This is a genomic window from Microbacterium oxydans (genome assembly GCF_900095745.1).
Lineage (GTDB): Bacteria > Actinomycetota > Actinomycetes > Actinomycetales > Microbacteriaceae > Microbacterium > Microbacterium oxydans_B.
This window is the reverse complement of the sequence record NZ_FMIR01000018.1, coordinates 277,405-297,167: the sequence shown is the minus strand read 5'-3', so window position 1 is coordinate 297,167 and position 19,763 is coordinate 277,405. Positions and strand designations below refer to the sequence as shown.

Here is a 19,763-nt window from a genome sequence, read left to right as displayed (position 1 = left end):
AGCATCCCTTCCATGTCGATGGTGCAAGCGCCACTGCCGGCCACGAAGGCGGAGTCCACCTCCGCCTCCGTGGCCGGCGGCCGGAAGCGACGCGGTCTCTCGATCGTCGCGGCCCGCCCCTGGCTTCTTCTCGCGCCCGGGCTGGTCATCCTCGCGGTGCTCATGCTCTGGCCTCTCATCCAGGTGTTCATCTTCTCGCTGCAGGACTACGGCCTGCGCGAGATCAACACCGGGGAGAACAACTGGATCGGTCTCGACAACTACGTCGAGGCGCTCACCAACCCGACTCTCTGGACGGTGGTGCTGCCCAACACGGTCGGCTTCGCCGCCGTGGCGGTCTTCGTCACCGTGGCCGTCGGCACGCTCGTGGCCCTGCTGCTCGCGCGGCTCGGCACCACGTGGCGCGTCATCGTCTCCAGCTGCATCATGGTCGCGTGGGCGATGCCCGCCGTGACCGGCACGTACGTCTGGACCTTCATCTTCGATGCCGACCGTGGCATCTTCAACCAGGTCCTCGCCGACCTCGGGCTCATGGACGACCCGATCAACTGGTTCACGAACCAGTGGTCCTTCTACGCCATCGTGCTCCTCAACGTCGTGCACCACGGCTTCCCGTTCGTGGCGATCACCGTGCTCGCCGGACTCCTCGGTGTCTCGAAGGAGATGCTCGAGGCGGCGGCTCTCGACGGCGCCGGTGCCTGGCGTCGTTTCTGGAAGATCATCTTCCCGACGCTCCGCCCGGTGTTCTCGGTCGTGATCATCCTCTCGACCATCTGGGACTTCAAGGTCTTCGCGCAGGTCTACCTGATGCCCGGCGGTGGCGGCGGAAACCGCCAGGTGCTGAACCTCGGCGTCTGGTCGTATGTGGAGTCCTTCGGCCAGAACCGCTACGGCTTCGGTGCGGCGCTCGCGGTGCTTCTCACGCTCGTGCTGATCGGCATCACCATCGTCTACATCCGCTCCCTCATGAAGGAGGACGAGCTGTGAACCCGCGCCCCCGGCTCCGCTCCCGGATCGGACTCGGCATCGCGGTCGCCGCGGTCCTGATCTTCACGCTGTTCCCTGTGTACTGGATGGTCTCCAGCGCGTTCGACGGCAAGGCCTCCAGCGGTGGGCAGTCGCTGATCCCGCAGGAGTTCACGTGGGACAACTTCGCGTTCGTCCTCACCGACGGCGGCTTCGGCACGTACCTGCGCAACTCGGCGATCGTGGCTCTCGTCACCGTCCTCGTCAGCGCCCTCGTGTGCCTGCTCGCTGCCGTCGCTGTCGCGCGGTTCAAGTTCAAGTTCCGCACGATGATCCTGATGATGATCCTCGTGGTGCAGATGGTGCCGCTCGAGGCGCTCGTCATCCCGCTGTTCCTCCAGGTCAAGAGTCTCGGCCTGCTCAACAGCATCCTCGGCCTCATGGTCGTCTACGTCGCCCTGTCGCTCGCGTTCGGCATCTGGATGCTGCGCGGCTTCGTCGCCGCCGTCCCGGTCGAGCTCGAGGAGGCCGCCTACATCGACGGTGCCAGCTGGTGGCGGATGTTCCGCTCGGTGCTGCTGCCGCTGGTCATGCCCGGCCTCGTCGCGACGAGCATCTTCAGCTTCATCACGGCGTGGAACGAGTTCATCTTCGCGATGACGATCCTCGGTGCCCAGACAGATCAGTACACGGTCTCGATCGGTCTCAAGTCGTTCTTCGGCCTGCACTCCAACGACTGGGGCAGCATCATGGCCGCGTCGACCATCATCACCGTCCCCGTCATGATCTTCTTCGTGCTGGTGCAGCGCAAGCTCGCCTCCGGCATGGTCGCGGGAGCCGTGAAGGGATGACCGACGAGCTCGAGCGCCTCGCGAACGGCGTGCTGTGGCCGGGATTCTTCGGCACCGAGGCACCGGAGTGGCTGCGCGCCGAACTGCGTGACGGACTGGCCGGGGTCGTGTACTTCGGTCAGAACGTGGGCGAAGGGCTCCCGGCGCTCAGCGCGGCGATCCTCGACGCGAACCCTGACGCCCTGATCGGCATCGACGAAGAGGGCGGCAGCGTCACCCGGCTCGAGTCGGCCACCGGCTCGACGGTTCCCGGAGCGGCCCAGCTGGGCCTCCTCGACGACCTGGTGGCGTCGGAGAAGACCGGGGCGGAGCTCGCCCGGCGCGTGCGCGCGGTCGGCGCCAACGTGGTGCTCGGCCCGGTCGCCGACGTCAACACCGACCCCCGCAACCCGGTCATCGGCGTGCGGGCATTCGGCGATGATGAGGCGCTCGTCTCGCGGCATGTGGTCGCCACGATCGACGGCATCCAGGATGCGGCGGTCGCCGCGTGCGTCAAGCACTTCCCGGGTCATGGCGACACCCACATGGACTCGCACCACTCCCTTCCGGAGATCACGCTCGACCTCGACGAGTTCGAACGCGTGCATCTGGAGCCGTTCCGCGCGGCCGTCGAGGCCGGCGTCGACGCGGTGATGACCGCGCACATCGTGGTCCCCGCGTGGGGTGAGCAGCCCGCGACCCTCAACCCCCGTGTGCTCGGCATGCTGCGGGACTGGGGGTACGACGGCGTCATCATCACGGACGCGCTCGACATGGCCGCCATCCGTGAGACGGTCGGGCTCGGCGGGGGAGCAGCCTTGGCGCTGGCCGCCGGCGCAGACCTGCTCTGCATCGGAAACCCGACCAACCCCGGCGACGCCGCGCTTCCCGATCAGGACGAGCGGGACTTCCGCGCGACCCGTGACGGGATCGTCGCGGCACTGCGCGATGGCTCGCTCTCGCGTGAGCGCGTGGAAGAGGCTGCCCGTCGGGTGGCCGCCCTCGCGTCCAAGCTCCGCGCCGCCGCCGAGGACGAACACGAGACTGCCGACGACTTCGACGCCGCGGACATCGTGCGTCGCGTGCTGACGGTCACCGGCAGCACCCCCGCTACGGCATCCGAGCTCGCCGTGATCGATGCCCGCCGCCGCTCGACGCTCGCCGTCGACAGTGCGGGTTCGTACGTCGCGAACGCGCTCGCAGACGACGGCCTGCGGGTGCGACTCGATGTCGCATCCACCCCGCTCGCCGAACAGGACCGCGTGCTGGAAGAGGTCAGCGCCGCTGCGGGCACGACGGTGCTGCTGATCGACCGACCCGACACGGATGCCGCGCAGCGGGCGCTCGTCGAACGGGCGGCGGTGCGCGATCCGGCAGCAGTCGTGGTCAATGTCGGTCTTCCGACGGCGAACCCGCTGCCGCTGCCGACCGTCGAGGTCGCCGCGGCCAGTAGGCTCGGTGCGCAGATGGCGCGCGATGCGCTTCTCGGGCGTTTCGCCGTGCAGCAGAGGACCAGCGCCGACTGAGGACAGGATCACTCCATGGACGATGACGTTCTGGCACGTGTACGGCGCTCGCTCCCGAAGCTGAGCGCGGCAGAAGCGCGTGTCGCGGAGACGATCCTCGGGGACCCCACGCTCGTCGTCGACCTGGCGATCAACGATCTCGCCCAGCTCTGTCGCACCTCGCTGTCGACGGTGGCCCGCTTCTCCCAGTCGCTGGGATACAGCGGCTACCGGGAGCTGCGCGTGGCGGTCGCGCGTGCGATCACACTCGCCCAGGCGCAGCAGGCGCGGTTCGGTCTGGACACGACGGCCATCGATCCGGACGACGGACCGATGGCCATCGCCGCCAAGCTCGCCGCGCAGGAGATCGATGCGATCGAGAAGACCGCGCTCGCTCTCGATGCGGTTGCCCTCGACCGGGTCGCCCGTGCGGTGGTCGATGCCCGGCACGTCGACCTCTTCGGACAGGCGGCGTCATCGCTGACCGCGCAGGATCTGCTGCTGAAGCTGTCGCGCATCGGGTGCTCCGTCTCGCATTCGTCTGACCCGCATCTCGCGACGACGACGGCTGCGCTGCGGACGGCGGACGACGTCGCGATCGCGTTCTCGCACGGCGGTGAGACCGCAGAGACCCTGCGGGCGCTCGAGGTCGCCCGAGACGCCGGTGCGCTGGCTGTCGCGGTCACCAGCGTCGCGGAATCCTCCCTGGCACTCGCGGCGGATGTCGTGTTGCTCACCCACGCGCACGAGTCGCCGTTCCGGATGGCGGCGATGTCGAGCCGCATCGCCCAACTCGCTCTGGTCGACGTGCTGTTCGTGCGCGTCGTGCAGCACCGCGGCGAACCGGTCGCCGTGTCGTTGCAGCGCACCCACGACGCGGTTCCGGCGCGCCGTCGCCGCAGCTGAACCCGCGCCCGTCTTCCCGCGTGGGGAGGCGTCCTCCGTGTCGGGCGGAGAAACTCGGGGCGAAACTCCGCCCTACGGCGAGTTCTCCGCCCCCGGCGCGCGGCTCAGTCGACGTGGTCGCGGGTGCTGAGGAGCGCGCGGGTCGCGATGCGGTGCCCGCGGGCGACGCTCCCGGTGAGAGACAACCCCGTCAGCACTCCGGCGAGGAAACCCGCGGCGAAGGCATCTCCCGCACCGATGGTCTCCACGACAGGCGCGTCGAGCGCGTCGCTCTCGGCACGCTCTTCGCCGTCGAAGGCGACGGCCCCGCTGGCGTCGGTGACCGCCAGGTATCGCGGCTGGGGGAACAGCGCGCGCAGTTCCTGGGGATCGCTGGTCCCGAACACGGCCTCGGCGTCGGGGCGCGTGCAGAACACGATGTCGGCGCGGCGGGCGAAGTCGGACACGATCTCCCTGCCCTCCGCCTCGCGGCCACGCCACAGCGCTGGGCGCCAGTTGAGGTCGAAGCTGACGAGCCGGCCAGGACGACGCTCGGCATACAGCGCCTCCTGGGCGGCGAGCGCGGATGCCGAGATGGCGGGCGTGATCCCCGAGGTGTGCACGAGCGCGGCTTCGGCGAGCAGGGCGGATGCTACCGGCGCGACCAGCGTCTCGGGCGACATCGCGGCCGCGGCGGAGCCCGCGCGGTAGTAGTGCATCGTCCCGTCGACAGCGCCGTCCGCTCGGGCGACGAGCTCTTTCACGTAGAGCCCCGTCGGGGCGTCGTCGTCGATCTCCACGGCCGCATCGTCGACGCCGTGTGCGCGCAGCTCCGCGGTGAGGAATCGGCCGAAACCGTCGCCGCCGACCCGGGAAAGCACAGCCGTGTGGATGCCGGCCGACGCCAGAGCGATGGCGGTGTTCCACTCCGCTCCGGCCAGGGAACGGTGAAAGGTGCGGCAGTCCTCCAGCGGTCCGGCGGTGGCGGCGACGAGGGCGACCATGCCCTCACCGAAGCAGATGGCGAGGGGGGTGGAGTCGGACACGGTCTGGACACTACCCGAAACGCAGGGCCCACGCCGATACCGGATTGCAACGTGGAACCGTTTGGCATCTGAGGATCCGCTGGGTACGGTCTAGTCATCACCGTCCCCGAGGCGAAGAAGCCTCGGGACGCGCAATGAAGCGCCCGACAGGGAAGGTCACACAATGCACCAATCAGTCAAGCGTCGGCGAGGACTCATCGCCGTAACCGGAGCCACGATCGCCGCGATCGCCCTCGCAGGGTGCGTCGCCAGTGAGCGAGGCGACGACGGCGCAGAACCCGCAGGGGATGTCGACGGGACGTTCGTCTTCGCGGCATCGTCCGACCCGGCCAGCCTCGATCCCGCCTTCGCGCAGGACGGCGAGAGCTTCCGCGTCTCGCGGCAGATCTTCGAGGGTCTGGTGGGCACCAAGCCCGGCACGGCAGACCCGGCACCGCTCCTCGCCGAGAAGTGGGAGTCATCCGACGACGGCATGTCGCACACCTTCACGCTGAAGGAGGACGTGACCTTCCAGGACGGCACCCCGTTCAACGCCGAGGCCGTCTGCGTCAACTTCGACCGCTGGTTCAACTGGACCGGTCTCGCCGCCTCTGAGGCGTTCGGCTACTACTACAACAAGCTGTTCAAGGGCTACGCCGCCAACGCGGCCGATGCCGTGTACAAGTCGTGCACCCCCGATGGCGACTACTCGGTCACGATCGAGCTGAACAAGCCGTTCGCCGGTTTCATCCCGTCGCTCTCGCTGCCGTCGTTCGCGATGCAGAGCCCGTCGGCGCTGCAGGAGTTCGGTGCGGACGAGGTCGCCGGCTCCGCCGAGGCCCCGCAGCTGTCGGAGTACGCCATGGGACACCCGGTCGGCACCGGCCCGTACCAGTTCGACGAGTGGGCACCGGGCGAGCAGGTCACGCTCAAGGCCTACGACGACTACTGGGGCGAGGCGGGGCAGATCGACGAGATCATCTTCCGCACGATCGACGACCCGACCGCCCGCCGCCAGGCACTCGAGTCCGGCTCGATCGACGGCTACGACCTGGTCGGCCCCGCCGACACCAAGGCGCTCGACGACGACGGCTTCACGATGGTGTCGCGTCCGCCGTTCACGATCCTCTACCTGGCGTTCAACCAGGCGATCCCGGAGCTGCAGGACCCGAAGGTCCGTGAGGCGCTGTCGTACGCGGTCGACAAGGACGCGCTCATCACCCAGGTGCTCCCGGAGGGCACCGAGAAGGCGACGCAATTCGTGCCGGAGGTCGTCAACGGGTACAACCCCGATGTCACGACCTACGACTACGACCCCGAGAAGGCCAAGGACCTGCTGGCCGAGGCCGGCTATGACGAGGCCAACCCGTTGAAGCTCACGTTCAACTACCCGGTCAACGTCTCGCGTCCCTACATGCCGGACCCCGAGCAGATCTACACGGTGCTGTCGTCGCAGCTCGCCGAGGTCGGCGTCGAGACCACCCCGGTCTCGGAGGAGTGGGTCGAGTACCTCGACCGCACCACCGGCACCGCGGAACACGGCATCCACCTGCTCGGCTGGACCGGCGACTACAACGACACCGACAACTTCGTCGGCGTCTTCTTCGGACAGAAGAGCTCCGAATGGGGCTTCGACAACCCCGAGCTGTTCCAGAAGCTGACCGAGGCCCGCGGCGTCTCCAGCCTCGAGGAGCAGACGCCGCTGTACGAGGAGATCAACGAGATGGTCGCCGAGTTCATCCCCGGCGTCCCGCTCGCGCACCCGGCGCCGACTCTGGCGTTCGATCCCCGCGTGAAGAGCTATCCGGCCAGCCCGGTGAACGACGAGGTCTTCACGGACATCGTCCTCACCAAGTAGTCGGCCTGACCACCTGATATGCCGAGTCCCGGTCCCGCACACATCCGCGGGACCGGGGCACGGCGTACCTTCTGATCGACGGAGATCTTCGTGCTGCGCACCATCGGCAGGCGACTGCTGTTCCTCATTCCCACTCTGTTCGGGCTCAGCATCCTGCTGTTCGCCTGGGTCAGAGCCCTTCCCGGCGGCCCCGCGGTCGCCCTACTCGGCGAGAAGGCCACACCGGAGGCCGTCGCCAGGGTCAACGAGCTCTACGGCTTCGACGAACCCCTCATCCAGCAGTACTTCACCTGGATCGGGCGACTCCTCCAGGGCGACTTCGGAACGTCCATCCAGACGAACCGCCCCGTCGTCGAGGAGTTCATGCGCCGCTTCCCGGCGACGCTCGAGCTGAGCGTCATGGCGCTGATCTTCGCGATCGGCGTCGGCATCCCGCTCGGATACTGGGCTGCCCGCCGTCACGGCAAGCTCACCGACCACGCGTCGGTGGTGCTGAGCCTGATCGGTATCACCATCCCGGTGTTCTTCCTGGCGTTCATCCTGAAGTACGTCTTCGCCGTGCAGCTCGGATGGCTGCCGTCGGACGGCCGTCAGGATCCGCGAATAGACGCCACCCATCCCACCGGGTTCTACGTGTGGGACGGCATCATCACGGGCGAGTTCGATGCTTCGTGGGATGCGATCCTGCATCTGATCCTCCCGGCGCTCGCGCTGGGCACGATCCCGCTCGCGATCATCGTCCGCATCACCAGGGCCAGCGTCCTGGAGGTGCAGAACGCGGACTACGTGCGCACCGGACGGGCGAAGGGCGTCGGATCCCCGACTCTGCGCAACCGCTTCATCCTGCGCAACGCCATGCTGCCGGTGATCACGACGATCGGCCTGCAGACCGGACTCCTGATCTCGGGCGCCGTGCTCACCGAGACCGTGTTCGCGTTCCCCGGCATCGGCTCGTTCCTCGCGAGGGCGATCTTCACGCGGGACTTCCCGGTGCTCCAGGGATTCATCATCTTCATCGCCATCGCGTACGCGCTGATCAACCTGGCGGTCGATGTCTCCTACAGCTTCATCGACCCGAGAGTGAGGGTGCAGTGATGTCCCTCGTCATCGTCCGAAAGGAGGCGGTCTCATGAGCATCGCGCTCCCACCCGCCCAGGGCCCATCGGCCGAGAGCGGCGGCAATATCGACACCGTCGCGATCGCCCAGGCCGACCTCAAGAAGGGCTCCGGCGGTTTCTGGCGGGATGTGTTCCGCCGGCTCCGTCGCAATCCGACCGCGTGGATCGGCGCGGTCATCGTGCTGCTGTTCCTCCTGGTCGCCGCTCTCGCTCCGTGGCTCGCCCCCTACCCGGAGACGGCGCTGCCCGGCGCGAAGTACATCACGCCGACCTACATCCCGGGTCCGGGTGAGGTGCCGGGGTTCCCGTTGGGACTCGACCGTTTCGGTGGCGACGTGCTGTCCAAGCTCATCTGGGGTGCGCAGGCCTCCCTCATGATCGGCGTCATCTCCACCGCCATGGGACTCGTCGGCGGCATGATCCTGGGGCTCCTGGCCGGCACGTTCGGCGGGTGGGTCGACACCCTGATCATGCGCGTCGTCGACATCATCCTCTCGGTACCGAACCTGCTGCTGGCGGTGTCGATCGCCGCGATCCTCGGGCAGACCCCGTTCGCGGTGATGATCGCGATCGGTGCGTCTCAGGTGCCCATCTTCGCCCGACTGCTCCGTGCGTCGATGCTGCAGCAGCGCTCGAGCGACTACGTGCTCTCGGCGCAGACGCTCGGCCTCGGCCGCGGCAGCATCACGATGTCGCACGTGCTGCCGAACGCCATCGGCCCCGTGATCGTCCAGGGCACCCTGACGCTCGCGACCGCTGTGATCGATGCGGCCGCGCTGTCGTTCCTCGGTCTCGGCGGAGGCGGCCCCGCGAGTGCCGAGTGGGGGCGCATGCTCACGTACGCGCAGGCCGAGCTCGCGATCGCGCCGTGGCTGGCGTTCCTCCCCGGAATCTGCATCGCGGTCACCGCGCTCGGCTTCACCCTGCTGGGCGAAGCGCTGCGTGAGGCGATGGATCCACGCACGAGGGCACGATGAACGCCCGCGACGAAGGCGCGATGCGCGCCGCGAAGGAGAATCAGATGTCCACCGAGCCGTTGCTGGCGGTCCAGGGGCTCGCCGTCGACTTCGCCACCATGGACGGCGTCGTGCACGCCGTGGAGGGTGTCGACCTCGAGATCCGACCCGGCGAGACCGTCGCGATCGTGGGCGAGTCCGGTTCGGGCAAGTCGACGACGGCCATGGCCATCATCGGTCTGCTCGCCGGGGGAGGGAAGATCGCGTCCGGCAGCATCCGGCTCGACGGGAAGGAGATCTCCCACGCGCCGGAGCACGAACTGCGCACGATCCGCGGTCGCGACATCGGCCTCGTGCCGCAGGACCCGATGTCGAACCTGAACCCGGTCGCGAAGATCGGCACGCAGGTGGCCGAGACGCTGCTCGCGCACGGGCTCGCCACGCGGCAGAACGTGCAGGCGAAGGTGGTCGAGGCGTTGACCGCCGCCGGCCTCCCCGATCCGGAGCGGCGCGCCAAGCAGTATCCGCACGAGTTCTCCGGCGGCATGCGTCAGCGCGCGCTGATCGCGATCGGGCTGGCGTGCAAGCCGCGGCTGCTGATCGCCGACGAGCCGACCAGTGCGCTCGACGTCACGGTGCAGCAGACGATCCTCGACCAGATCGCCGCGATGACCCGCGAGCTGGGAACGGCCGTGCTGCTCATCACGCACGACCTGGGCCTCGCCGCCGAGCGAGCCGAGCGGGTGATCGTGATGCACCGGGGCAAGGTCGTCGAGCAGGGAGACGCGCGACAGATCCTCGAGGATCCGCAGCATGAGTACACGAAGTCGCTCGTGCAGGCGGCCCCATCGGTCGCTGTCGCCCGGCTGCAACCTCAGGCGTTCCAAGTAAAGGAACAGGTGGCCGGAGCAGACGCCTCCAGCGCGGCGGCACCGGTCGACAACATCGTCGAGATCGAGAACCTCACCAAGGTGTACCCGGTGCGGGGGCGCGGCGAGGACTTCGTGGCCGTCGATGACGTCTCGCTGGTGATCCCGCGCGGGGAGACCGTGGCGATCGTGGGGGAGTCCGGCTCGGGCAAGACCACGACCGCGCGGATGCTGCTCAAGGTGATCGAGCCCACGAGCGGGCTGATCCGCTACGAGGGCAAGGACATCGCGTCGCTGAGCAAGGCGGAGACGAAGGCGTTCCGGCAGCAGGTGCAGCCGATCTTCCAGGATCCGTACTCGAGCCTGAACCCGATGTTCACGATCGAACGTCTGATCGCCGAGCCGCTCGACTTCTACAAGCGGGGGAGCAGCGCCGACCGGCGAAAGCGCGTCCGGCAGCTGCTCGACGACGTGGCGCTGCCGCAGTCGATGCTGCGCCGGTATCCGTCCGAACTGTCCGGCGGGCAGCGGCAGCGTGTCGCGATCGCCCGGGCGCTCGCGCTGTTTCCCGATCTGATCGTGTGCGACGAGCCGGTGTCGGCGCTGGACGTGCTGGTGCAGGACCAGATCCTGAAGCTGCTCGGCGACCTGCAGAGCGAGTACGGGCTGAGCTACCTCTTCATCTCGCACGACCTCGCGGTGGTGCGCCTCATCAGCGATTACGTGTGCGTGATGAAGGACGGCAAGCTCGTCGAGGCGGCGACCTCGGAGGAGATCTTCACCAACCCACGCGACCCGTACACGCGGCGTCTGTTGGCGTCGATCCCGGGCAACGAGCTGAACATCGCGTCCTGACATCGCCGGGTCGGCCGAGCGCCGACCCGGCGATCGGATGCTCATACCGCAGCATCCGAGATTGGTCAAGGATTGAGGTTGCCATGTCGCACAATCGTGCGTATAGTTGGTAGTTGCGCTCGCTTCTCCCTGCCCTCATATGGTGGTCGGCATCTGTTGAGTTCCCGGGCGCACACTCCACCTGACGACAAAGGAATCGAGAAGCCCTGCGGGGCTCACGGAGGTTATTCCCTTGGCTGCTGCTCGCAACGCATCCACATCCACCACCACCAAGAACGGACGCGGAGCTTCCCGTCTTTCGTTCGCCAAGATCTCCGACACGCTGACTGTCCCAGACCTTCTTGCCCTGCAGACCGAGTCCTTCGGTTGGCTGGTCGGAAACGACGCCTGGAAGGCGCGCGTCGCCGAGGCCAAGAAGCAGGGTCGGACCGACGTCAACGAGAACAGCGGTCTCGGCGAGATCTTCGAGGAGATCTCTCCGATCGAGGACCTCGGCGAAACGATGCAGCTGTCGTTCACGAACCCGTACCTCGAGCCGGAGAAGTACTCGATCGAGGAGTGCAAGGAGCGTGGCAAGACCTACGCCGCTCCGCTGTACGTCGAGGCCGAGTTCATGAACCACCTCACGGGTGAGATCAAGACCCAGACGGTCTTCATGGGCGACTTCCCGCTGCAGACCGACAAGGGCACGTTCATCATCAACGGCTCCGAGCGCGTCGTCGTCTCGCAGCTCGTGCGCTCGCCGGGTGTCTACTTCGACAAGACCCCTGACAAGACGTCCGATAAGGACATCGTGTCGGCTCGCGTCATCCCGAGCCGTGGTGCATGGCTCGAGTTCGAGATCGACAAGCGCGACCAGGTCGGCGTGCGCGTCGACCGCAAGCGCAAGCAGTCGGTCACGGTCTTCCTCAAGGCGCTGGGCATGACCAGCGAGGAGATCCTCGCCGAGTTCGCCGGCTACACCTCGATCGAGGAGACGCTCGCGAAGGACACGATCGTCACGAAGGAAGATGCCCTCCGCGACATCTACCGCAAGCTCCGTCCGGGCGAGCAGGTGGCCGCCGAGGCTGCCCGCGCGCTGCTGGACAACTTCTACTTCAACCCGAAGCGCTACGACCTGGCCAAGGTCGGTCGTTACAAGATCAACCACAAGCTGGGCCTGGACCAGCCGCTGAACTCGTCGGTGCTCACCGTCGAAGACATCGTGGCCACGATCAAGTACCTCGTCCGTCTGCACGCAGGCACCGAGGAGACCTTCTCGGGCATCCGCGGTGGCAAGAAGGCCGAGATCCGTCTCGCGACCGACGACATCGACAACTTCGGCAACCGTCGCATCCGCGCGGTCGGCGAGCTGATCCAGAACCAGGTCCGCACCGGTCTGTCCCGCATGGAGCGCGTCGTCCGCGAGCGCATGACCACGCAGGACATCGAGGCCATCACGCCGCAGACCCTGATCAACGTGCGCCCCGTCGTCGCCGCGATCAAGGAGTTCTTCGGAACGTCGCAGCTGTCGCAGTTCATGGACCAGAACAACCCGCTCGCGGGTCTGACGAACAAGCGTCGTCTCTCCGCGCTCGGCCCCGGTGGTCTCTCGCGTGACCGCGCCGGTGTCGAGGTCCGTGACGTCCACCCGTCGCACTACGGCCGCATGTGCCCCATCGAGACGCCTGAAGGCCCGAACATCGGTCTGATCGGTGCTCTCGCGACGTTCGCGCGCATCAACTCGTTCGGTTTCATCGAGACCCCGTACCGCAAGGTCACCGGTGGCGTCGTCACCGATCAGATCGACTACCTGACGGCTTCCGAAGAGGTCGACTTCAACATCGCGCAGGCCAACGCCCCGCTCGATGCCAAGGGTCGCTTCATCGAGAGCCACGTCCTGGCCCGCCCCAAGGGCGGCAGCGGCGAGGTCGACATGTTCCTTCCGGAGGACATCGGCTACATCGACGTCTCCCCGCGCCAGATGGTGTCGGTCGCGACCTCGCTCGTGCCCTTCCTCGAGCACGACGACGCACAGCGCGCCCTCATGGGTGCCAACATGCAGCGTCAGGCTGTGCCGCTGCTGCGCAGTGACTCGCCGCTCGTCGGAACCGGTATGGAGGGCTACACGGCCATCGACGCCGGTGACGTGCTCACCGCCGACAAGGCCGGTGTCGTCTCCGAGGTCTCCGCGGACCGCGTCGTCGTCATGCTCGACGAGGGTGGAACGCAGGAGTACCACCTGCGCAAGTTCGACCGCTCGAACCAGGGCACGTCGTACAACCAGAAGGTCGTCGTCAACGAGGGCGACCGGGTCGAGGTCGGAGAGGTCGTCGCTGACGGTCCCGCGACCGAGAACGGTGAGCTGGCCCTCGGAAAGAACCTCCTCGTCGCGTTCATGACGTGGGAAGGCTACAACTTCGAGGACGCGATCATCCTGAGCCAGGACCTGGTGAAGGACGACACCCTCTCCTCGATCCACATCGAGGAGTACGAGGTCGATGCCCGCGACACCAAGCTCGGCAAGGAGGAGATCACCCGTGACCTCCCCAACGTCAGCCCGGAGCTGCTGAAGGACCTCGACGAGCGCGGCATCATCCGCATCGGCGCCGAGGTCCGCCCCGGCGACATCCTCGTCGGCAAGGTCACGCCGAAGGGTGAGACCGAGCTGTCGGCCGAGGAGCGTCTGCTCCGCGCGATCTTCAACGAGAAGAGCCGCGAGGTCCGCGACACGTCCCTGAAGGTGCCTCACGGCGAGCAGGGCACGATCATCGCCGTCAAGGAGTTCAACGCCGAGGACGGCGACGACGAGCTCGGCTCCGGCGTGAACCGCCGCGTCGTGGTCTACATCGCCCAGAAGCGCAAGATCACCGAGGGTGACAAGCTCGCCGGCCGTCACGGCAACAAGGGTGTCATCGCGAAGATCCTCCCGATCGAGGACATGCCGTTCATGGCGGACGGTACCCCGGTCGACATCGTGCTGAACCCGCTCGGTATCCCCGGTCGAATGAACTTCGGTCAGGTCCTGGAGACCCACCTCGGGTGGATCGCCAAGCAGGGCTGGAAGGTCGAGGGCACCCCGGAGTGGGCGTCTCGTCTGCCGGAGCAGGCCTTCGAGGCGGCTCCCGGTACGAAGGTCGCCACCCCGGTGTTCGACGGTGCGAGCGAGGAGGAGATCGCCGGTCTCCTCGACGTGACCACCCCGACCCGCGACGGCGTGCGCCTGATCGACTCCACCGGAAAGGCCCAGATGTTCGACGGCCGCTCGGGTGAGCCGTTCCCGGCTCCGATCTCGGTCGGCTACATGTACATCCTGAAGCTGCACCACCTGGTCGACGACAAGATCCACGCACGCTCCACGGGTCCGTACTCGATGATCACCCAGCAGCCGCTCGGTGGTAAGGCGCAGTTCGGTGGACAGCGCTTCGGTGAGATGGAGGTGTGGGCCCTCGAGGCCTACGGCGCCGCATACGCGCTCCAGGAGCTCCTCACGATCAAGTCCGACGACATCCTCGGCCGCGTCAAGGTGTATGAGGCGATCGTCAAGGGCGAGAACATCCAGGAGCCCGGCATCCCCGAGTCCTTCAAGGTGCTCATGAAGGAGATGCAGTCGCTCTGCCTGAACGTCGAGGTCCTCTCGGCCGACGGCACGCTGGTCAACCTCCGCGACACCGACGATGAGGCGTTCCGCGCCGCAGAGGAACTCGGTATCAACATCTCCAGCCGCTTCGAGGCCGCCTCGATCGACGAGATCTAATCCGCTGGTGTGCTCGGGAGCCCCGCTCCCGAGCACACCACAGCAGACTTCTCAAAAAGAATTCCGACACAGGAGAATCAGTGCTCGAGTCAAACACTTTCGATGAGCTTCGCATCGGCCTGGCCACTGCGGACCACATCCGCGCGTGGTCGTACGGTGAGGTCAAGAAGCCCGAAACCATCAACTACCGCACCCTGAAGCCGGAGAAGGATGGTCTCTTCGGAGAGCAGATCTTCGGCCCGTCCCGCGACTGGGAGTGCGCCTGCGGCAAGTACAAGCGTGTCCGCTTCAAGGGCATCGTCTGCGAGCGCTGCGGCGTGGAGGTCACCAAGAGCTCCGTCCGTCGTGAGCGCATGGGTCACATCGAGCTCGCCGCTCCCGTCACCCACATCTGGTACTTCAAGGGTGTGCCCTCGCGTCTCGGCTACCTGCTCGACATGGCGCCGAAGGACCTCGAGAAGGTCATCTACTTCGCCGCCTACATGGTCATCTCGGTCGACGAGGATGCTCGTCACCGCGACCTGGGCACGCAGGAGAACAACATCCGTCTCGAGCTGAAGACGCTCGGCGACCGCCGCGACTCCAAGATCGCGGAGCGCCTGGCCAAGCTGGAGGAGGAGCTCGCTGCTCTCGAGGCAGAGGGCGCCAAGGCCGACGCCAAGAAGAAGGTGAAGGACGCCGCCGAGAAGGAGATGTCCCTCATCCGCAAGGGTGCCGACGAGCAGATCGCCAAGCTCGAGCGCGTGTGGGAAGACTTCCGCACCCTCGAGGTCGGTGCACTGCGCCCGGAGGACGACGTCTTCCACGAGCTGCAGGACCGCTTCGGTCAGTACTTCGAGGCCTACATGGGCGCCGAGTCGATCCAGCGTCGCCTCGCGGCGTTCGACCTGGTCGCCGAGGCGGAGAACCTGCGTCTGCAGATCTCCGAGGGCAAGGGCCAGCGCAAGATCCGTGCGATCAAGCGCCTCAAGGTCGTCAGCTCGTTCCTCGAGACCGGCATGAGCCCGGCCGCGATGGTCCTCGACGTCGTCCCGGTCATCCCGCCGGAGCTGCGCCCGATGGTCCAGCTCGACGGTGGCCGTTTCGCCACCTCCGACCTGAACGACCTGTACCGCCGCGTCATCAACCGCAACAACCGTCTTCGTCGTCTGATCGACCTCGGTGCCCCCGAGATCATCGTCAACAACGAGAAGCGCATGCTGCAGGAGGCCGTCGACGCACTGTTCGACAACGGTCGCCGTGGTCGTCCCGTCACCGGTACCGGAAACCGTGCCCTGAAGTCCCTCAGCGACATGCTGAAGGGTAAGCAGGGTCGCTTCCGTCAGAACCTGCTCGGCAAGCGCGTCGACTACTCCGGCCGTTCGGTCATCATCGTCGGCCCGCAGCTGAAGCTGCACCAGTGTGGTCTGCCCAAGCAGATGGCTCTGGAGCTCTTCAAGCCGTTCGTCATCAAGCGTCTGATCGACCTCGGTCACTCGCAGAACATCAAGGCCGCCAAGCGCGCGGTCGAGCGCACCCGTCCCGAGGTCTGGGACGTGCTCGAGGAGATCATCCGTGAGCGTCCGGTTCTGCTGAACCGTGCACCCACGCTGCACCGCCTCGGCATCCAGGCGTTCGAGCCGCAGCTCGTCGAGGGCAAGGCCATCCAGCTGCACCCGCTCGTCTGCGCGGCGTTCAACGCCGACTTCGACGGTGACCAGATGGCTGTGCACCTGCCGCTGTCGGTCGAGGCTCAGGCCGAGGCCCGCGTGCTGATGCTCGCGTCGAACAACATCCTGAAGCCGTCGGACGGCCGTCCGGTCACCCTGCCTTCGCAGGACATGATCATCGGTCTGCACCACCTGACCACGGTCAAGGAGGGCGCAGCCGGTGAGGGCCGTGCATTCGGTTCGGTGGGCGAGGCGATCCTGGCCAAGGACGAGGGCACCCTCGACCTGCAGGCGAAGATCCGCATCCGCATCCCGGGTCTGACCTTCCTCGAGGGCGAAGCTCCCGAGGGCTACGAGCGCCACGGTCTCGTCGACGCTTCGCTGGGTCAGGCGATCTTCAACGACACGCTGCCCAAGGGCTACCCGTTCGTCCGCGAGCAGGCTGACAAGAACAAGCTGTCGCAGATCGTCAACAAGCTGGCCGAGGAGTACCCCAAGGTCGAGACCGCTGCATCGCTGGACCGCATCAAGGACGCCGGCTTCTACTGGGCCACGCGCTCCGGTGTGACCGTCGCCCTGAGCGACATCCTCACCCCGCCGAACAAGGCGGAGATCGTCGCCGGCTACGAGAAGCAGGCCGCGAAGGTCCAGTCGCAGTACGAGAAGGGTCTGACGACCGACTCCGAGCGTCGCCAGGAACTCATCAAGATCTGGACCGAGGCGACCGACGAGGTCCAGGCCGCGATGAAGGCGAACTTCCCGGAGGACAACACCATCAACCGCATGGTGTCCTCGGGCGCCCGTGGTAACTGGCTGCAGATCCGGAACATCGCCGGTATGCGTGGTCTGGTGAACAACCCCAAGGGTGAGATCATCCCGCGTCCGATCATCTCCTCGTACCGCGAGGGTCTGTCGGTTGCGGAGTACTTCATCGCGACGCACGGTACCCGTAAGGGTCTGGCCGACACCGCTCTGCGTACCGCCGACTCGGGTTACCTGACCCGTCGTCTGGTGGATGTCTCGCAGGACGTCATCATCCGCGAAGAGGACTGTGGCACGTCGAAGGGCCTCGAGCTCCCGATCGCCGCTCCGAACTCGCAGGGCGAGCTGGTGCGCGACGCGAACGTCGAGAACTCGGTGTTCGCTCGTACGCTGGCCTCCGACGTGGTCGACAGCAAGGGCGAGGTCCTCGCCTCTGCCGGCGACGACGTGGGTGACGTGCTCATCGACAAGCTGGTCGCTCTGGGCGTCGAGACCATCAAGGTGCGCTCGGTCCTGACCTGCGACTCCGCCGTCGGTGTCTGCGCGCAGTGCTACGGCCGTTCGCTCGCGACGGGTAAGACCGTCGACATCGGCGAGGCCGTCGGCATCATCGCGGCCCAGTCGATCGGTGAGCCCGGTACCCAGCTGACGATGCGTACCTTCCACACGGGTGGTTCGGCATCGGCGGATGACATCACGCAGGGTCTTCCCCGTGTGCAGGAGCTCTTCGAGGCGCGTACCCCCAAGGGCGCGTCGCCGATCGCCGAGGCCGATGGCCGCATCGCGATCGACGAGACCGACAAGGGCAAGAAGGTCATCCTCACGCCCGACAGCGGCGAAGAGCCGGTCATCTACCCGGTGCTGAAGCGTGCGACGCTTCTCGTCGAGGACGGGCAGCACGTCACGGTCGGTCAGCCGATCCTGGTGGGCACGCTCGACCCCAAGGAGATCATGCGCGTCATGGGTGCTCGCGAGGTGCAGCGTTACCTCGTCGGCGGCGTCCAGGGCGTGTACCGCTCGCAGGGTGTGCCGATCCACGACAAGCACATCGAGGTCATCGTCCGTCAGATGCTCCGCAAGGTCACGGTCGTCGATCACGCCGACACGAACCTGCTGCCGGGTGAGATGGTCGACCTCAAGCGCTACCAGTCGATCAACCGCGAGACCGTGGCAGAGGGCAAGCGCCCCGCGTCGGGCCGACCGGAGCTGATGGGTATCACGAAGGCGTCGCTCGCGACCGAGTCGTGGCTGTCGGCCGCCTCCTTCCAGGAGACGACCCGCGTGCTCACCGAGGCTGCGATGCAGGGCAAGCGTGACCCGCTGGTCGGTCTCAAGGAGAACGTCATCATCGGTAAGCTCATCCCCGCCGGAACCGGTCTCTCGAAGTACCGCGACGTCACGGTCGAGGCCACCGAGGAAGCCAAGAGCGAGCGCTACCCGAACCGGATCTTCGCATCCGACGGTGCGTACGCTGACGGCGACTTCGGCTACGTCGACTTCGACGCGTTCTCGACGGACGACATCACCCCCGGTACTTACAACTGAGTACTGAGTGATTGAGGAAGGCCCCGGGGTTCGCCCCGGGGCATTCTTCGTACCCTCGATGATCTGGCCGGTCCAGCCGAGTGCACGGCTTGCTGCCGAGCGCACGGCGTGTTCGCGCGGATAAGCCGTGCACTCGCCACGAAGCCGTGCACTCGGCGAGGGGGAAGCGGGGGCGATAGTGTCGGCGGGTGAGCAACGAGACGCCTTCCGCCCGGTCCGTGGTCGTCATCGGCGATGCCTTGATCGACGAGATCCACGATGCCGCGGGGGTGCGTGAACTGGTCGGCGGGGCCGCGTTGAACGTCGCTGTGGGCCTGCGTCGACTGGGGATCGAGACCACCCTGATCGCCATGGTGGGCGACGATGAGGCCGGCGCACACATCCGCGAGTACCTCTCCGACCAGGGGGTGCGTCTGATCGCGAGCGAGGCTCCACTCGGCTCGTCGCGGGCGATCGTGCGACGGGCGGCGAACGGCGAGCCGGAGTACGTGTTCAACGAGGCGGCCCGGCAGCGCAGCATCCGGTATTCGGACGAAGCGCGAGCGGCGATCGCGGATGCCGGGCTCGTCGCGATCAGCTGCTTCCCCTTCGACGTGCCGACAGAGGTGGAGTCGCTGGTCGATGCTCTTGCCGATGCCCGTGTCGCCGTGGATCCGAATCCGCGCCTCGGGATGCTGCGCGATCGCGTCGAGTTCGTGCGCGGGTTCGAGCGACTCGCTGCGTCGGCAGTCATCGTCAAGGTCGGCGCCGACGACGCGGCGGTTCTCTACGACGGCGATCTCGATGCGCTGCGCCGCCGGCTTCGCGAGATCGGCGCCGCTGCGGTGCTGGCGACCGCGGGTGCCGATGGCGCCACGCTCGACACGGAAGCGGGCATTGTGTCCGCGCCGATCACCACGCTCGCGGGTGACGTGATCGACACGGTGGGCGCGGGAGATGCGACGCTCGCAGCTGTTGCTGAAGGGCTGGTGTCCAACTCGCCGACTGCGCTGGGGGAGTGGCGGGTGCTCCTTCTCCGCGCCATGGATATCGCGGCCGCGACGTGTCGCGCGGAGGGCGGACTGTTGCGCACTCCGGAGTCGTTGGCAGACGCCCAGCGCGGGGTCTGGGGCAGCTGACGGTTCGATTTCTTCGACCCGCCTCGGGCAGGTATGCTTGTCTTTCGTGCCCCCGGTTGGCTGTTCAAGTCGGACGGGTGCGCTCT

The 19,763-nt window shown here is 66.9% G+C and carries 12 protein-coding genes; 11 read left to right on the top strand and 1 reads right to left on the bottom strand.

The features are described 5' to 3' along the window. Nucleotides 1-12 precede the first annotated feature (12 nt). From BQ2383_RS14150 to BQ2383_RS14135, 4 genes are read left to right on the top strand one after another with little or no spacing between them, the layout of a single operon-like run. Nucleotides 13-987 (top strand): carbohydrate ABC transporter permease, encoded by a 975-nt coding sequence (locus BQ2383_RS14150; RefSeq protein ID WP_091035294.1) that lies wholly within the window; start codon nt 13-15, stop codon nt 985-987. Beyond that, on the top strand, nt 984-1,817 hold the full coding sequence (locus BQ2383_RS14145; protein ID WP_029261829.1) for a carbohydrate ABC transporter permease: 834 nt from the start codon (nt 984-986) through the stop codon (nt 1,815-1,817). Before BQ2383_RS14150 ends, BQ2383_RS14145 begins: the two co-directional genes overlap by 4 nt. Further along, nucleotides 1,814-3,322 carry a glycoside hydrolase family 3 protein gene (locus BQ2383_RS14140; RefSeq protein ID WP_091035291.1) on the top strand — a complete coding sequence of 503 codons (1,509 nt, stop codon included), beginning with the start codon at nt 1,814-1,816 and terminating at the stop codon, nt 3,320-3,322. The genes BQ2383_RS14145 and BQ2383_RS14140 overlap by 4 nt, the downstream gene beginning before the upstream one ends. A gap of 15 nt (nt 3,323-3,337) precedes the next feature. Further along, complete coding sequence (locus BQ2383_RS14135) at nt 3,338-4,207, top strand: MurR/RpiR family transcriptional regulator (RefSeq protein WP_091035289.1); 870 nt, start codon at nt 3,338-3,340, stop codon at nt 4,205-4,207. Between the two features lie 104 nt (nt 4,208-4,311). Here BQ2383_RS14135 and BQ2383_RS14130 read toward each other — a convergent pair whose 3' ends face one another. After that, the gene (locus tag BQ2383_RS14130; protein ID WP_091035286.1) at nt 4,312-5,232 is read right to left on the bottom strand and encodes a sugar kinase; all 921 of its coding nucleotides are present in this window, start codon (nt 5,230-5,232) and stop codon (nt 4,312-4,314) included. Between the two features lie 163 nt (nt 5,233-5,395). Between BQ2383_RS14130 and BQ2383_RS14125 the strand changes: the two genes are divergently transcribed. The 7 genes from BQ2383_RS14125 (at nt 5,396) to BQ2383_RS14095 (ending at nt 19,677) form a co-directional block, all read left to right on the top strand. Continuing rightward, nucleotides 5,396-7,069, top strand: a complete 1,674-nt coding sequence (locus tag BQ2383_RS14125) for an ABC transporter substrate-binding protein (RefSeq protein ID WP_091035283.1) — start codon at nt 5,396-5,398, stop codon at nt 7,067-7,069. A 90-nt stretch (nt 7,070-7,159) separates the two neighbouring features. Continuing rightward, nucleotides 7,160-8,164, top strand: coding sequence for an ABC transporter permease (locus BQ2383_RS14120; protein WP_091035281.1), 1,005 nt, complete (start codon nt 7,160-7,162; stop codon nt 8,162-8,164). Nucleotides 8,165-8,198: 34 nt separating this feature from the next. After that, the gene (locus tag BQ2383_RS14115) at nt 8,199-9,164 is read left to right on the top strand and encodes an ABC transporter permease (protein ID WP_091035275.1); all 966 of its coding nucleotides are present in this window, start codon (nt 8,199-8,201) and stop codon (nt 9,162-9,164) included. Further along, on the top strand, nt 9,161-10,867 hold the full coding sequence (locus tag BQ2383_RS14110) for an ABC transporter ATP-binding protein (RefSeq protein WP_091035271.1): 1,707 nt from the start codon (nt 9,161-9,163) through the stop codon (nt 10,865-10,867). Before BQ2383_RS14115 ends, BQ2383_RS14110 begins: the two co-directional genes overlap by 4 nt. A gap of 232 nt (nt 10,868-11,099) precedes the next feature. Beyond that, entirely contained in the window at nt 11,100-14,603 is a 3,504-nt protein-coding gene (locus tag BQ2383_RS14105; protein ID WP_091035268.1) for a DNA-directed RNA polymerase subunit beta, read from the top strand. A gap of 80 nt (nt 14,604-14,683) precedes the next feature. Further along, complete coding sequence (gene rpoC / locus BQ2383_RS14100) at nt 14,684-18,559, top strand: DNA-directed RNA polymerase subunit beta' (RefSeq protein ID WP_029261838.1); 3,876 nt, start codon at nt 14,684-14,686, stop codon at nt 18,557-18,559. Between the two features lie 188 nt (nt 18,560-18,747). Then, on the top strand, nt 18,748-19,677 hold the full coding sequence (locus tag BQ2383_RS14095) for a PfkB family carbohydrate kinase (RefSeq protein WP_091035258.1): 930 nt from the start codon (nt 18,748-18,750) through the stop codon (nt 19,675-19,677). The last annotated feature ends 86 nt before the right edge of the window (nt 19,678-19,763 follow it).